14 protein-coding genes are annotated in these 13814 nt (G+C 64.8%); 12 read left to right on the top strand and 2 right to left on the bottom strand.

The genetic code is table 11. The annotated features are described in order from the left end of the window. The coding region (locus F3H96_RS25520) for a helix-turn-helix domain-containing protein (protein WP_188131525.1) at positions 1–234 on the bottom strand (234 nt) is incomplete at its 3' end. Positions 235–513: 279 nt separating this feature from the next. Between F3H96_RS25520 and rpmI the strand changes: the two genes are divergently transcribed. From rpmI to F3H96_RS25495, 5 genes are all read left to right on the top strand, one after another. Further along, complete coding sequence (rpmI, locus tag F3H96_RS25515; protein WP_027166935.1) at positions 514–717, top strand: 50S ribosomal protein L35; 204 nt, start codon at positions 514–516, stop codon at positions 715–717. 37 nt (positions 718–754) lie between these two features. After that, positions 755–1156: a 50S ribosomal protein L20 gene (gene rplT, locus F3H96_RS25510; protein WP_027053776.1), complete on the top strand. Its 402-nt coding sequence runs from the start codon at positions 755–757 to the stop codon at positions 1154–1156. A gap of 140 nt (positions 1157–1296) precedes the next feature. Beyond that, a complete protein-coding gene (gene pheS / locus F3H96_RS25505; protein ID WP_149804442.1) occupies positions 1297–2394 on the top strand; it encodes a phenylalanine--tRNA ligase subunit alpha in 1098 nt (365 codons plus the stop codon). Positions 2395–2493: 99 nt separating this feature from the next. Continuing rightward, a complete protein-coding gene (gene pheT, locus F3H96_RS25500; protein ID WP_149804441.1) occupies positions 2494–4902 on the top strand; it encodes a phenylalanine--tRNA ligase subunit beta in 2409 nt (802 codons plus the stop codon). 147 nt (positions 4903–5049) lie between these two features. Then, a complete protein-coding gene (locus F3H96_RS25495) occupies positions 5050–5652 on the top strand; it encodes a nucleotidyltransferase family protein (RefSeq protein ID WP_149804440.1) in 603 nt (200 codons plus the stop codon). A 272-nt stretch (positions 5653–5924) separates the two neighbouring features. On the opposite strand, the gene F3H96_RS25485 is transcribed toward F3H96_RS25495, so the two are convergent. After that, positions 5925–6920 (bottom strand): aldo/keto reductase, encoded by a 996-nt coding sequence (locus tag F3H96_RS25485; RefSeq protein ID WP_149804439.1) that lies wholly within the window; start codon positions 6918–6920, stop codon positions 5925–5927. Positions 6921–7016: 96 nt separating this feature from the next. Here F3H96_RS25485 and F3H96_RS25480 point away from each other — a divergent pair, with 96 nt between their 5' ends. The 7 genes from F3H96_RS25480 to F3H96_RS25450 all read left to right on the top strand — a co-directional run bounded on the left by F3H96_RS25480 (position 7017) and on the right by F3H96_RS25450 (position 13663). Beyond that, entirely contained in the window at positions 7017–7907 is an 891-nt protein-coding gene (locus F3H96_RS25480) for a LysR family transcriptional regulator (RefSeq protein ID WP_149804438.1), read from the top strand. A 186-nt stretch (positions 7908–8093) separates the two neighbouring features. After that, on the top strand, positions 8094–8666 hold the full coding sequence (locus F3H96_RS25475; RefSeq protein WP_149804437.1) for a cytochrome b: 573 nt from the start codon (positions 8094–8096) through the stop codon (positions 8664–8666). Positions 8667–8731: 65 nt separating this feature from the next. Next, entirely contained in the window at positions 8732–9307 is a 576-nt protein-coding gene (locus F3H96_RS25470; protein WP_149804436.1) for a YceI family protein, read from the top strand. A gap of 267 nt (positions 9308–9574) precedes the next feature. After that, positions 9575–10561, top strand: a complete 987-nt coding sequence (locus F3H96_RS25465; RefSeq protein WP_149804435.1) for a Gfo/Idh/MocA family oxidoreductase — start codon at positions 9575–9577, stop codon at positions 10559–10561. A 34-nt stretch (positions 10562–10595) separates the two neighbouring features. Beyond that, the gene (locus F3H96_RS25460; RefSeq protein WP_149804434.1) at positions 10596–12254 is read left to right on the top strand and encodes an FAD-binding dehydrogenase; all 1659 of its coding nucleotides are present in this window, start codon (positions 10596–10598) and stop codon (positions 12252–12254) included. Positions 12255–12397: 143 nt separating this feature from the next. Further along, entirely contained in the window at positions 12398–12718 is a 321-nt protein-coding gene (locus F3H96_RS25455) for a hypothetical protein (protein ID WP_244620145.1), read from the top strand. A 48-nt stretch (positions 12719–12766) separates the two neighbouring features. After that, on the top strand, positions 12767–13663 hold the full coding sequence (locus F3H96_RS25450; RefSeq protein WP_149804433.1) for a sigma-70 family RNA polymerase sigma factor: 897 nt from the start codon (positions 12767–12769) through the stop codon (positions 13661–13663). Positions 13664–13814: the final 151 nt, after the last annotated feature.

The raw sequence follows: 13814 nt of genomic DNA, 5'->3' as shown, positions 1-13814 counted from the left end.
GCCAAGGTAGCGATGACGATAAAGCTCAAGCATCTCCTCGATCGCTTCCGCAGGCACCCGACGCGTCGAAATCTTGCCCAAACGCCGGTCGAGCAACCCTGCTTCCCCAGCCTCTTCGTAACGGTCACGGTAGCGGCGAAATTGCCGCTCCGACATGCCCAGCAACTCGCCTGCCTCCATCATCGAAAGATCGCCGCCATTCCAGCGGCTAAGTACGTCCCGAAACTTCTGCATTCTCCGGCCCTGTAGCCATGCTGTCCGTCTCATCCCCAGCCTCCATGGGCTGGCAATAAAACCGGACAACTCACGTGCTACCTAATCCGGACAACTCATCTGCTTACGACAGGCACGGCTTGAGGTGTTGCGCACCGGCCATCTTTGATCTATAGGACCGCCGTTCCAAGAAAACCGCCCGGCAGGGCATGCCGTGGCGGTTTCATTTGCTTTTCGGGCTTTGGTCGGCCCGAAGCGAGAAAAGAAGCGCGATGGTGCGCCACAATACGGAGTAGCAAAATGCCCAAGATGAAGACCAAATCGGCCGCCAAGAAGCGGTTCAAGATTACTGCCACCGGCAAGGTGCTGTCGGCTGCCGCCGGCAAGCGCCACGGCATGATCAAGCGTTCCAACAAGTTCATTCGCGATGCCCGCGGCACGATGGTTCTGGCTGAACCGGACGGCAAGAAGGTCATCAAGAATTTTCTGCCGAACGGCCTCTAAAGCATTCGGTCTGGACAGTGTTTAAGGAGATCATGACATGGCACGCGTAAAGAGAGGCGTCACCGCCCACGCCAAGCACAAGAAGGTCCTGAAAGCCGCCAAGGGTTTCTACGGCCGCCGCAAGAACACCATCCGCATCGCCAAGCAGGCGGTGGAGAAGTCGCTGCAGTACGCCTACCGCGACCGCAAGAACCGCAAGCGCTCGTTCCGCGCGCTGTGGATCCAGCGCATCAATGCGGCGACCCACGAGCACGGCCTGACCTATGGCCGCTTCATCGACGGCCTCAACAAGGCCGGCATCGAGATCGACCGCAAGATCCTTTCGGACATGGCCATCCACGAGCCGCAGGCATTCGCCGCGCTCGTGGCCAAGGCCAAGGTCGCGCTTGAATATCTGAAGAACACCACGCCGAATGCTTTTGAGAGCGCTGTCGCCTAAGCCAGCGCTTCCCAAGCATTTTTAGTACTGATTTGGGGAACCCGCGCTGGCACGGCTGGCGCGGGTTTTTCTTATGCCTGACGTAACCGAAATGGTGACGCACCGCGCGGTGCGTTCGCCCGAAGGAAGAGAGTTTCGCCGTGAACGCCACTGCTGGAAACCTGGAAACCCTTGAAACTTCGCTGCTTGCGGAGATCGCCGCGGCCGCCGACGAGCAGACGATCGAGGCGGTGCGCGTCTCGGCGCTGGGCAAGAAAGGCTCGGTCTCCGAAATGCTGAAGACGCTCGGCGCCATGAGCGCCGAGGAGCGGCAGGTGAAGGGCCCGGCGATCAACGGCCTGAAGAACCGCGTCACCGAAGCGCTGACCGCGCGCAAGGCGGAGCTGAAGGACGTGGCGATCGCCGCCCGGCTTGCCGCCGAGAAGGTCGACGTCACGCTGCCGGTGCGCCAGTCGCCGGCCGAGCGCGGCCGCATCCACCCGATCAGCCAGGTGATCGACGAGATCGCGGCGATCTTCGGCGATCTCGGCTTCTCGATAGCCGAGGGTCCGGATATCGAGACCGACTATTACAATTTCACCGCGCTCAACTTCCCCGAGGGCCATCCGGCGCGCGAGATGCACGACACCTTCTTCTTCCAGCCGGACGAGAAGGGCGAGCGCAAGCTTTTGCGCACGCATACCTCGCCGGTGCAGATCCGCACCATGGAGCGGCAGAAGCCGCCGATCCGCATCGTCATCCCCGGCAAGACCTACCGGCAGGATTCAGACGCCACCCACTCGCCGATGTTCCATCAGGTCGAGGGGCTGGTGGTCGACAAGTCGGCCAATGTCGCCAACATGAAGTGGGTGCTGGAGGAGTTCTGCAAGGCCTTCTTCGAGGTGCCGAGCGTCAAGATGCGCTTCCGCCCGTCCTTCTTCCCGTTCACCGAACCCAGCCTCGAGGTCGACATCCAGTGCGACCGCTCGCGTCCGGGCGAAGTGCGCTTCGGCGAAGGCGCGGATTGGATGGAGATCCTCGGCTGCGGCATGGTGCATCCCAACGTGCTGCGCGCCGGCGGTCTCGACCCCGACGAATACCAGGGCTTTGCCTGGGGCATGGGCATCGACCGCATCGCCATGCTGAAATACGGCATGCCGGACCTACGCGCCTTCTTCGACGCCGACGTGCGCTGGCTCGCGCATTACGGCTTCCGTCCGCTCGACCTGCCGACGCTGTTCGGGGGCTTGAGCCCGTGAGCGGAATTGCCGATTCCTATGCGGATGACCTGACATGAAACTGGTTTGCGAACGCTTCCGACTGGTCGACGTATTCGCTGAACGCGAAAGTGTGAGACGATGAAATTCACCCTCTCCTGGCTCAAGGACCATCTCGAGACCGACGCCTCGCTTGCCGAGATCGTCGAGCGGCTGACCGCGATCGGCCTCGAAGTCGAACATGTCGACGATAAGGCCGGCCTGAAGCCCTTCGTCATCGCCAAGGTGCTGACGGCGGTGCAGCATCCAGACGCCGACCGGCTGCGGGTGCTCACCGTCGATACCGGCGACGGCAAGCCGCCGGTGCAGGTTGTGTGCGGCGCGCCCAACGCCCGCGCCGGCCTGATCGGCGCCTTCGCGGCACCCGGCACCTATGTCCCCGGCATCGACGTGACGCTCTCGGTCGGCAAGATCCGCGGCGTCGAGAGCCACGGCATGATGTGCTCTGAGCGCGAGCTGGAGATCTCCGACGAGCACAACGGCATCATCGACCTGCCCGAGGACGCGCCGATCGGCACCAGCTTCGCGGCTTACGCACATCTCGACGACCCGGTCATCGAGATCAACCTGACGCCGAACCGCCCCGACGCGACCAGCGTCTACGGCATCGCGCGCGACCTCGCGGCAAGCGGGCTCGGCCGCCTCACCGGCGGCGCGATCATGCCGCATGCCGGCAATGGCATGTGTCCGATCAAGGTCAAGATCGAGGCGCCGGACCTCTGCCCCGGCTTTGCGCTGACGCTGGTGAAAGGCGCCAACAACGGTCCGTCGCCGAAATGGCTGCAGCAGCGGCTGATCGCCATAGGGCTGAGGCCCATCAGCGCGCTGGTCGACATCACCAACTTCGTCACCTTCGACCGCGGCCGGCCGCTGCATGTCTTCGACGCCAAGAAGGTCAACGGCAACCTCACGGTGCGCCGCGCGAGGGACGGCGAAAAGGTGCTGGCGCTCGACGGCCGCGAATACACGCTGACGCCCGAAATGTGCGTCATTGCCGACGAGGACAGCGTCGAATCGATCGCCGGCATCATGGGCGGCGAGCACTCAGGCTGCGACGAGAACACCACCGACGTGCTGATCGAATCGGCGCTCTGGGATCCGATCACCACGGCGCGCACCGGCCGCGCTCTCGGCATCATCAGCGACGCGCGCTACCGCTTCGAGCGCGGCGTCGACCCTGAGTTCATGGTGCCGGGCGTCGAGCTGGCAACCAAGCTGGTGCTCGATTTCTGCGGCGGCACGCCGTCGGAGATCGAGGTTGCCGGCTATGCCGGCCACAAGCCGAAGATCGTCTCCTTCCCGCTGTCGGAAGTGAAGCGGCTGACCGGCATCGAGGTGCCGAGAGTGGAAGCTCTCGGCATCCTGACCCGTCTTGGCTTCGAGCCGCAGGGGTCGGGCGACGTCGTCAAGGTCAAGGTGCCGTCCTGGCGGCCGGACGTCGACGGCAAGGCCGACCTGGTCGAGGAGGTGATGCGCATTCACGGCGTCGACAATATCGCGCCGCAGCCGCTGACTTCGCATGACGCCGTCAACGGCAGGATCCTGACCACACTGCAGGTGCGCACGCGCGCGGCCAAGCGCGCGCTTGCCGTGCGCGGCATGATGGAGGCCGTCACCTGGTCGTTCATCCCGGCCAGGCACGCCGAGCTGTTCGGCGGCGGCCAGACGGCGCTCAAGCTCGCCAACCCGATCGCCGCCGACATGTCGGACATGCGGCCCTCGCTGCTGCCGGGGCTGATCGCCGCCGCGCAGCGCAATGCCGACCGCGGCATCGGCGACGTAGCGCTGTTCGAAGTCTCCGGCACCTATGAAGGCGACGCGGCCGAGCAGCAGCGGCGCGTGGCCGCCGGCGTGCGGCGCGGCACGGCCAAGCTCGACGGCTCGGGCCGCAGCTGGGCCGGCAATTCAGGACCGGTCGGCGTGTTTGACGCTAAGGCGGACGCGATCGCGGCGCTCGAAGCCTGCGGGGCACCGGTAGACCGGCTGCAGATCGAACCGGGCGGCCCGGCCTGGTATCACCCCGGACGCTGCGGCACGATCAAGCTCGGCCCGAAGACGGTGCTCGGCACTTTTGGCGAATTCCATCCGAAGACGCTCGAAACGCTCGACGTCTCCGGTCCGATCTGCGGCTTCGAGGTTTTTGTCGACACCGTGCCGGAGCCGAAGGCCAAGCCGACGCGCACCAAGCCGAAGCTGGAGCTATCGCCCTACCAGGCGGTGAAGCGCGACTTCGCCTTCGTCGTCGACAAAGCGGTGGAGGCCGGCACGCTGGTGCGGGCGGCTTTAGCCGCCGACAAGAAGCTGGTCACCGGCGTTTCGGTGTTCGACGTGTTCGAAGGCGCCGCGCTGGGTACAGCCAAGAAATCGATCGCCATCGAAGTCTCGATTCAGCCGGTCCAGAAGACTTTGACCGACGAGGATTTCGAGGCGCTGGCCAAACGCATCGTCGAGAACGTCAACAAGCAGACCGGCGGCGTGCTGAGGGCTTAGAGCGGCTCAACGCCGCTCTAAGCATCTGTTTTTACGCAATTCCGGACGGAAAGCTACGGCGAAGTCGCCGAGCCTAACCGCTACGCACTTTTCCTGGAATTGCTTGTGAGGATTGCCGGCAGGCGGCGAATCGCCGTTCAAAGGGCGATGCACCATCTCCGCTATTCCGGGCTTGGCTTCGAAGTGCAGCGCACGGCCTTCCTCGCCATTGTCGTGGCCGACCCGCTGCTGGGCGAGACCCTGGCGCGGGTGCGCGCGCTTGCCTTGCCTGATTGGCTGGTGGTTTCCGGCGCGCTCTACAACAGCGTCTGGAATCACCTGACCGGCAAGCCGCCGGGCTACGGCATCAAGGATGTCGACCTGTTCTATTTCGACGACGCCGACCTCTCCTACGAGGCCGAGGATGCCGTCATTTGCCGGGCCGCGAGGCATTTCGAAGGGTTGCCGTTGCCGGTCGAGGTGCGCAACCAGGCGCGGGTGCATCTGTGGTATCCGGTCAAATTCGGGCAGGAATGCCCGCGCTATGCGAGCGCCAGCGAGTCCATCAGCTATTTCGCGTCGAAGACCCACGCGGTCGGTGTTCGCTACGACGCGGGTGGACATCTCGAATTGGTGGCGCCGTTCGGGCTCGATGACCTCTTCTCGTTCCGCATCACGCCGAACCGGGTGATGGACAACCGGCGGACGCATGAGGTGAAAGGCGAGCGGGCGCGGGAGTGCTGGCCGGAGATTAGCGTGGTGCCTTGGTGAAGGAGTTGGAGACGCCGGCGCGCGGCACCCCCCCCTGTCCTGCCGGACATCTCCCCCTCAAGGGGGGAGATTGGCTGTTCCGTCGACGGCATCTTCCTTTCAACGTTGGTGATTGGCGAAAAGCTGTGTGACATCTGATCTCCCCCCTTGAGGGGGAGATGCCCGGCAGGGCAGAGGGGGGTGCCTCGCGCCGATGTCTCACAGCACTTTGCATCGCCGCCACATGTAAAGGGGCGCCGAAGCGCCCCTTTACATGTCGGCACGTTTTGTGCTCACCCATTCACCAGCGCCATCGCTTCCTCCGTATAACGCTTGCCGACGACCTTGTCGGGCGACAGCGCCTCGCCGATCGCGGCAACCTCGGCAGCATTCAGCTTGATGTCAGCCGCCGCCGTGTTCTGCTCGAGGTGGCGGATCTTTCGCGCGCCGGGGATCGGCACGATGAAATCGCCCTGGTGCAGCACCCAGGCGAGCGCCAGTTGCGCCGGCGTCACGCCCTTCTCCCCGGCCAGCTTTTCCAGCACCGCGATGACGGCGTTGTTGGCTGCCATGGCCTCGGCTTGGAAGCGCGGCAGGCCGAGGCGCCAGTCGCCGGCGCCGAGCGCGTCGGGCTTGCTGATCGCGCCGGTGAGCAGGCCACGGCCGAGCGGGCTATAGGGCACGAAGCCGATGCCGAGCTCGCGGCAGACGGCAAACACCTCGTCCTCGGGATCGCGGCTCCACAGCGAGTATTCGCTCTGCACGGCGGCGATCGGGTGCACGGCATGCGCCCGGCGCAACGTCGCGCCGCTCACTTCCGACAGGCCGAGCGCACGCACCTTGCCCTCGCGCACCAGTTCGGCCATGGCGCCGACCGTGTCCTCGATCGGCACGTTCGGGTCGACGCGATGCTGGTAGTAGAGGTCGATGACGTCGGTGTTAAGCCGCTTCAGCGAGGCTTCGGCCACCGCCTTGACGTGCTCGGGGCGACTGTCGACGCCGATCATGCGGTCGATGCCCGAGCCATGTTCGGAAATCTTGAAGCCGAACTTGGTGGCGATCGTCACCTTGTCGCGCACTGGCTTCAGCGCCTTGCCAAGCAGGATCTCGTTCTCGAACGGGCCATAGACTTCGGCCGTGTCGAAGAAGGTCACGCCGATCTCGACGGCGCGGCGCAGCGTGGCGACCGCTTCGGCCTCCGGCTGGCCGCCATAGGCGAAGCTCATGCCCATGCAGCCCAAGCCGACGGGGAAGACTTCGAGTTCAGTTCCAAGTTTGCGGGTTTGCATGGCGCATCTCCTTGTTGCGATGGGAGGGAGATAACGCCTTGCGCTTCGTTCGATAATCGGTTCCCTTTTGCACGGCTTGATCTATAAAATAGTACAATGAACCGCGCCAACCTCTCGCAGCTCGCTGTGCTTGCCACCGTGGCCCAATGCGCCAGCTTCCGCGGCGCCGCCCGCGAGCTCGGCATCGCGCCGTCGGCGGTCAGCCATGCGGTGTCGAGCCTGGAAGCACGGCTCGGCGTGCGGCTTCTGGCCCGCAGCACGCGCAGCGTCGCGCCCACCGAGGAAGGCGCGCAGCTTTTGGAACGGCTGCGACCGGCATTGTCCGAAATCGACCTCGCGCTGGAGACGGCGGTCGAGGCGCGCGACCGGCCGGCCGGCATTCTGCGGCTCAGCGTGCCGCGCACCGCCGCGCATCTGGTGCTGACGCCGCGCCTCGGCGCCTTCACCGCTGCCTATCCGGACATCGTGCTGGAGATCGTCATCGAGGACCGTTTCACCGATGTGGTCGAGGGCGGCTTCGACGCCGGCGTGCGGCTCGGCGAAAGCCTGCAGCGAGACATGATCGCGGTGCGCATCGGCCCGAATATCCGCGGCGCGGTCGTCGGGGCGCCCTCCTATTTCGCGACCATGCCGAAACCGCGCCATCCGCGCGAGCTGGCCGACCATCGCTGCATCCGATTCCGTTTTTCGAGCGGCATCCTTTATCGCTGGGAGTTCGAGAAGGGCGGCGAAGAGATCGAGATCGCCGCGCAAGGGCCGCTGATCCTCGACGAGGACCATTTGATCGCCCAGGCGGCGATCGACGGGGCAGGGCTTGCCTTCGTCTTCGAGGATTATGTGAAGGCGCCACTCACCGACGGCAGGCTGGTGTGCGTATTGGAGGACTGGTGTCCGCCCTTCGACGGTTTCTTCGTCTATTATCCGAGCCGCAGACAAATGCGGCCGGCGCTCAGGGCTTTCGTGGATTTCTTCAAGATGAGCGCTTAGCCTAACCTCCCCCTTGCGGGGAGGGTAGGTCCGTGCAGCGGAGCGAAGCGGAGACTGCGAGACAGGGCTGGGGTAGCGCCCCTACGAAAGCCCCCACCCCGATCCGCTTTGCGGATCAACCTCCCCACAAGGGGGAGGGTAAGGCACACTGTGGAAGAAAGCCGTCGCCGCAGGCGTTTTCTCACCATGCAACCATCCATCGCCAACACCTCCACCCGTTACGGCTGGGCCATGATCATCCTCCACTGGCTGATCGGCATCATCTTCATCGGCCAGTTCGCGCTCGGCTTCGTCATGGTGCGGATCGAGAGCCAGCGAACGTCCTTCGAACTGATCCAGCTGCACAAATCCTTCGGCTTCCTGCTGCTCGGACTGATCATCCTGCGCATCGCCTGGCGGCTCGGCAACGCGGCGCCGGCACTGCCGGCTTCGGTCGGAACGCTGGAGCGCCGGACGGCGCCGCTGGCGCATTTCGCGCTCTATGCCTTCCAGGTCGCGCTGCCGCTCTCCGGCTGGGCGCTGGTTTCGGTCTCGACGCTGGAAATCCCTACGATGCCGTTCAACCAGTTCGTGATGCCCAATTTGCCGCTGGCCGAATCCGATGCCGCCGAAAGCTTCTGGTCGGCGGCGCATTGGTATCTCGCCTATGCCGGCATCGCGCTGGTGGCGCTGCATATAGGGGCGGCGCTGCGCCATCATTTCCTGCTGCGCGACAATGTGCTGACGCGCATGATCACGCCTTCGTCAGGCGGGGAATAGAACCGCTCCATCATTCGTTGGTGGGCAAGAACGCAGACAAAGCGTATCTGCGGAAGGAAGAAACCATGAAAGCGCGTATCCTCGGATTGGCGGCTTTTGCCGCTTGCCTCGTCATGCCTGTCTACGCGGCGGTGGCGCTGAGCGAAGCCGCCGGCAGCTACACGATCAGCCCGGCCGGCTCCTCGATCCGCTTCAGCATCGGCAAGGCCGGCGGCGGTGGCTTCGATGGCGCCTTCAGCCGCTTCAAGGGCACGATCCGCATCGACAATCGCGACGTGGGCCGCTCCAGGGTCGACCTCATCATCTATCCCGAAAGCGTCGGCACCGGCCAGGGCCGCATCGACGCCTTCCTGCGCTCCGACGCGGTGTTCGACGCCGCCAACAGTCCAGAGATCCAGTTCCGCTCGACCAGCGTGACCCGCACCGGCGACACGACGGCACTGGTGACCGGCCAGCTGACGGCGCGCGGCAAGACGTTTCCGGAAAAATTCACGGCGGAGCTCGGCGGATTGAAGGGCGGGACCATCAAGTTCCACGTCACCGGCAAGGTGCTGAGGTCCCGCTACGGCATGGATGTCGGCACGCCGCTCTATTCCAACGTCGTCGACTTCGACATGACGTTGACGGGCAGGAGGGGCTAGCTCTAGTCGCGCATCCTCGGGTTCGTCATCCTAGGGCGGAGCAAGCAGCGAAGCGACGCGCGCAGACCCTAGGATCATGCCGTGACGCTAAGGCGTTGCAACAATTACAGAATTCTACACCGCCCCCATGATACAGCCTAGGCCACGGCATGGATCCTGAGGTCTGCCCGAGGATGACGAAGGTGCTTTGTGACCCGCGTCCCGCATTGGCTTTTCCGCCGATTTCGGGCAAACCTCGTCGCCTGTAAACCGACATGGAGAAGCGTGATGTTCCGATGGGGTGTTCTGTCGACGGCAAAGATCGGCCGCGAGCAGCTTTTGCCGGCAATCGTGGATTCGGAGACCGGCGTTCTGTCGGCGATCGCCAGCCGCGACTTGTCGAAAGCCAAGGCCCTGGGCGAGCGTTTCGGCGCCCGTCATGCCTTCGGCTCCTATGAGGAGCTGCTTGCCTCGAAGGAGGTCGACGGCGTCTACATCCCGCTGCCGACCTCGCAGCATGTCGAATGGACGGCCAAAGCCATCGAGGCGGGCAAGCATGTGCTGGTCGAGAAGCCGCTGGCGCTCGACGCCAAGGACATCCCGCCGCTGATCAAGCTGCGCGACCAGAAGAAAGTGCTGGTCTGCGAGGCCTTCATGGTCGTCTACCATCCGCAATGGATCAAGGTGCGCGACCTCATCGCCAGCGGCGCCATCGGCCGGCTGCGCCATGTGCAGGGCGCCTTCTCCTATTACAATGTCGACCCCAAGAACATGCGCAACCAGCTCGATCTCGGCGGCGGCGCGCTGCCCGACATCGGTGTCTACCCGACGGTGTCGACGCGGTTTTCGACCGGCAAGGAGCCGACCCGCGTGCAGGCGACGATCGAGCGCGACAAGACCTTCGGCACCGACATCTATTCCTCGATCCGCGCCGATTTCGGCGACTTCGAACTGTCGTTCTACCTGTCGACGCAGATGGCGTCGCGGCAGGTGATGGTGTTCCACGGCGAGAAGGGTTTCATCGAGGTCCTTGCCCCGTTCAATGCCGGTCTTTACGACCACCACCGCGTCGAACTGCACAACCAGAACCACAGCGAGGCGCAGGTGTTCCGCTTCCCCGGCACCCAGCAATACCGGCTTGAGGTCGAGACCTTCGCCAGGGCGGCGCAGGGCGGCAAGGAGCGCGTCTTCACGCTCGAGGAATCGGTGCTCAACCAGAAGGTCATCGACGCCATCTTCCGCGCCGGCAACAGGGACGGGTGGGAGCCCGTCTGACCGTCGCCAACAGCCACTTCAGGGGAGGGCAATCATGGCTGACGACGCGGACGTGATCATTGTCGGCGCGGGGCTGGCGGGCCTCGTTGCCACGGCCGAGCTGACCGAGGCCGGCAAGAAGGTCGTTATCGTCGACCAGGAACCGGAGCAGTCGCTGGGCGGCCAGGCCTTCTGGTCGTTCGGCGGGTTGTTTCTGGTCGATTCGCCCGAACAACGGCGCATGCGCATCCGCGATTCGCACGGCCTGGCGCTCGAGGACTGGCTGGGCACCGCCGCCTTCGACCGCCCGGAGGATTTCTGGCCGCGCAAATGGGCGGAGGCCTATGTCGGCTTCGCCGCCGGCGAGAAGCGTGCCTGGCTGATCGAGCGCGGGATGAAATTCTTTCCCGTCGTCGGCTGGGCCGAACGCGGCGGCGGCAATGCTTGCGGCCACGGCAATTCGGTGCCGCGCTTCCACATCACCTGGGGCACCGGCCCCGGCGTGCTCGAACCTTTCGTGCTGCGCGTGCGCGAGGCGCAAAAGCGCGGGCTGGTTGAGTTCAAGTTCCGCCACCGGGTCAACGAGATCATCCGCACCGGCAATACCGTCACCGGCGTGCGCGGCGACGTGCTGGAACCGAGCAACGTCGGGCGCGGCCGCAAGAGCTCTCGTCACGTGACAGGAGACTTCGAGCTCCATGCGCAAGCGGTGATCGTGGCTTCCGGCGGCATCGGCGGCAATCACGAGCTGGTGCGCAGGAACTGGCCTGAGCGTCTGGGGGCGCCGCCGAAGCGCATGATCACCGGCGTGCCGGACCACGTCGACGGCCGCATGCTGGCGATCACGGAAGCGGCCGGCGGCAAGGTCATCAACCGCGACCGCATGTGGCATTATGTCGAAGGCATCAGGAACTGGGCGCCTATCTGGACCGAGCATGCGATCCGTATCCTGCCCGGGCCGTCGTCGCTCTGGCTGGACGCACGCGGCAAACGGCTGCCGGTGCCGCTCTATCCGGGTTTCGACACGCTGGCCACGCTCAGCCATATCATGGGCACCGGCTTCGACTATTCCTGGTTCATCCTGACCAAGAAGATCATCCAGAAGGAGTTCGCGCTGTCGGGCTCCGAGCAGAACCCGGATTTGACAGGCAAGAGCTGGCGGCAGGTGCTGGGCCGCGCGACGTCAGGCATTCCCGGCCCGGTGAAGGCCTTCATGGAGAAGGGCGAGGACTTTATCGTCGAGACCGACCTTTCGAAGCTGGTGGCGCGCATGAACGCGCTGGCCGGCGGCGAGCCGCTGCTCGAGGTGGCGCAGGTCGAGCGCGAGATCCGCGCCCGCGACATGCAGCTCGACAATCTGTTCTCCAAGGATGCGCAGATCACCGCGCTGCGCGGCGCGCGGGCCTATCTCGGCGACCGGCTGATCCGCACCGCCAGGCCGCACAAGATGCTCGACCCGGCGAACGGCCCGCTGATCGCCGTTAGGCTCAACATCCTGACCCGCAAGACGCTGGGCGGCCTGCAGACCGACCTCGACAGCCGCGTGCTCGACGCCGGGGGCCAACCGGTGCAGGGGCTCTACGCGGTCGGCGAGGTCGCCGGCTTCGGCGGCGGCGGCGTGCACGGCTATGCGGCGCTCGAAGGCACGTTTCTTGGCGGCTGCATCTTTTCGGGGCGCAGCGCGGGACGGGCGGCGGCGAAGGCCGTCGGCTGAGAAGAGTCGACGCCATAACTGAGATGCTGGCGGAACAGCGACGTCGCAGCTTTCGCTCCTAGCCGGAAGTTTTTTGCGCTTGCGAGAATCCTTTTGACCATACCGAACGTCTTTCCTGTGCAACCCCAAAACAGGAAACGATCATGACCTACAACCTCATCCGTTACGGCGTGAAGGACGCCAGCATCGCCGAGAACCGGGCGCTGGTGGCAAACGTGTTCGAGGCGCTGGATGAAACGCAGCCTCAATCCGTGCGCTATCTGGTGCTCGAACTGGACAATGGTGAATTCGTCCACCTTGTCGGCTACGACAAGGACAGCTCGGCGCTCACCGAACTCGACGCTTTCAAGACCTTCGGCGCCGATCATGCCGAACGGCGTTCGACGCCGCTTGCCAGGTCGCCGGCGAAGATCGTCGGTAATTATCGTATGCTGGCGAAGGCCGACGAAGCCGTGCCGGCCTGATCCGGGCGGGGTATGGCTGACGAGCCGGCGGTCAAGAGAACGAGGACGATGAGCCCAGCAAGATTCGGCCGCGCGGAACTTGAAGCCATGGTCGTCGGCCTGCGCCCGAAACTGCACCGCTACGCGGCGCGCATGGCCGGCTCGGCGATAGAGGGCGAGGACATCGTGCAGGAGGCGGTGGTGAAGGCGCTCGCCGCGCATGATGGCGGTGCTCTCGTCGAACGGCCCGAGCAGTGGCTGTTCCGTATCGCCCACAACGCGGCGCAGGACCATCTGCGCCGTCGCCAGCGCGAGCGTTCCCGCATCACCGAGGCCGACATGACAACGGTTGAGGACCTTTCCGCCAGCGCGGAGGCGAGACTGGCGGCGGCAACGAGCCTGCGCAGCTTCATGCGGTTGACGCCGGCGCAGCGCAGCGCGGTCATCCTGGTCGACGTGCTCGGCCTCAGCCTGCAGGAAACCTGCGAGGTGACGGGCGCCACGCTTGCCGCGGTCAAGGCGTCGCTGCATCGCGGCCGCGCGGAGTTGAAGGCATTGGCGATGGCGCCCGATGAAGCGACCATCCCGAAGCTCGATCCTGGAGACGAACGCCGGCTGCGCCGCTATATCGATCTCTTCAATGCCCGCGATTTCGACGGGGTCAGGGCGCTGATCGCCGAGGACGTCCAGGTCGACGTCGTCAACCGCACCCGCCTGCGCGGCAAGAAGGAAGCCTCGACCTATTTCGGCAATTACGACCGTATGAACGACTGGGCGCTGGCGCTCGGTTTCGTGGAGGGCCGGCCGGCGATCCTGATCCGCAACCCGCAGGCGGACAATGCCGTGCGCGGCTTCATGCTGGTCGACTGGCGCAGCGAAGAGGTGGTTCGCATACGCGATTTCCGCCACGTGTCTTATTGCGTCGCGGAGGCCGACATCCTGTTCGTCCCTGGCGAGCCGGCATGACGGGGTCCGGGCCGAGTTTGCTCGCGCCGCGAACGCGTCTATCTCTTTGTTCTTGCGCAGTTCCGAGGCCGCCAATACCGCATCCGGCATAGCGATTCGGCCGGGCAAGGCTGTATGTGGGCCGACGGCATCGGCGGCAGGATTGCACATG

The sequence above is a fragment of the Mesorhizobium sp. NFR06 genome, from assembly GCF_900115245.1.
GTDB lineage: Bacteria > Pseudomonadota > Alphaproteobacteria > Rhizobiales > Rhizobiaceae > Mesorhizobium.
Note: the sequence above shows the minus strand (reverse complement) of the source record. Positions and strands in the feature narration are given on the sequence as shown.

What these genes read in the sequence shown, in the direction of transcription:
- F3H96_RS25460 (WP_149804434.1), top strand. Translation starts at nt 10,596, where the DNA reads ATGGCTGACGACGCGGACGTGATCATTGTCGGCGCGGGGCTGGCGGGC.
- F3H96_RS25455 (WP_244620145.1), top strand. Translation starts at nt 12,398, where the DNA reads ATGACCTACAACCTCATCCGTTACGGCGTGAAGGACGCCAGCATCGCC.
- F3H96_RS25475 (WP_149804437.1), top strand. Translation starts at nt 8,094, where the DNA reads ATGCAACCATCCATCGCCAACACCTCCACCCGTTACGGCTGGGCCATG.
- F3H96_RS25450 (WP_149804433.1), top strand. Translation starts at nt 12,767, where the DNA reads ATGAGCCCAGCAAGATTCGGCCGCGCGGAACTTGAAGCCATGGTCGTC.
- F3H96_RS25480 (WP_149804438.1), top strand. Translation starts at nt 7,017, where the DNA reads ATGAACCGCGCCAACCTCTCGCAGCTCGCTGTGCTTGCCACCGTGGCC.
- F3H96_RS25470 (WP_149804436.1), top strand. Translation starts at nt 8,732, where the DNA reads ATGAAAGCGCGTATCCTCGGATTGGCGGCTTTTGCCGCTTGCCTCGTC.
- rplT (WP_027053776.1), top strand. Translation starts at nt 755, where the DNA reads ATGGCACGCGTAAAGAGAGGCGTCACCGCCCACGCCAAGCACAAGAAG.
- pheT (WP_149804441.1), top strand. Translation starts at nt 2,494, where the DNA reads ATGAAATTCACCCTCTCCTGGCTCAAGGACCATCTCGAGACCGACGCC.
- rpmI (WP_027166935.1), top strand. Translation starts at nt 514, where the DNA reads ATGCCCAAGATGAAGACCAAATCGGCCGCCAAGAAGCGGTTCAAGATT.
- F3H96_RS25485 (WP_149804439.1), bottom strand. Translation starts at nt 6,920, where the DNA reads ATGCAAACCCGCAAACTTGGAACTGAACTCGAAGTCTTCCCCGTCGGC.
- F3H96_RS25495 (WP_149804440.1), top strand. Translation starts at nt 5,050, where the DNA reads ATGCACCATCTCCGCTATTCCGGGCTTGGCTTCGAAGTGCAGCGCACG.
- F3H96_RS25465 (WP_149804435.1), top strand. Translation starts at nt 9,575, where the DNA reads ATGTTCCGATGGGGTGTTCTGTCGACGGCAAAGATCGGCCGCGAGCAG.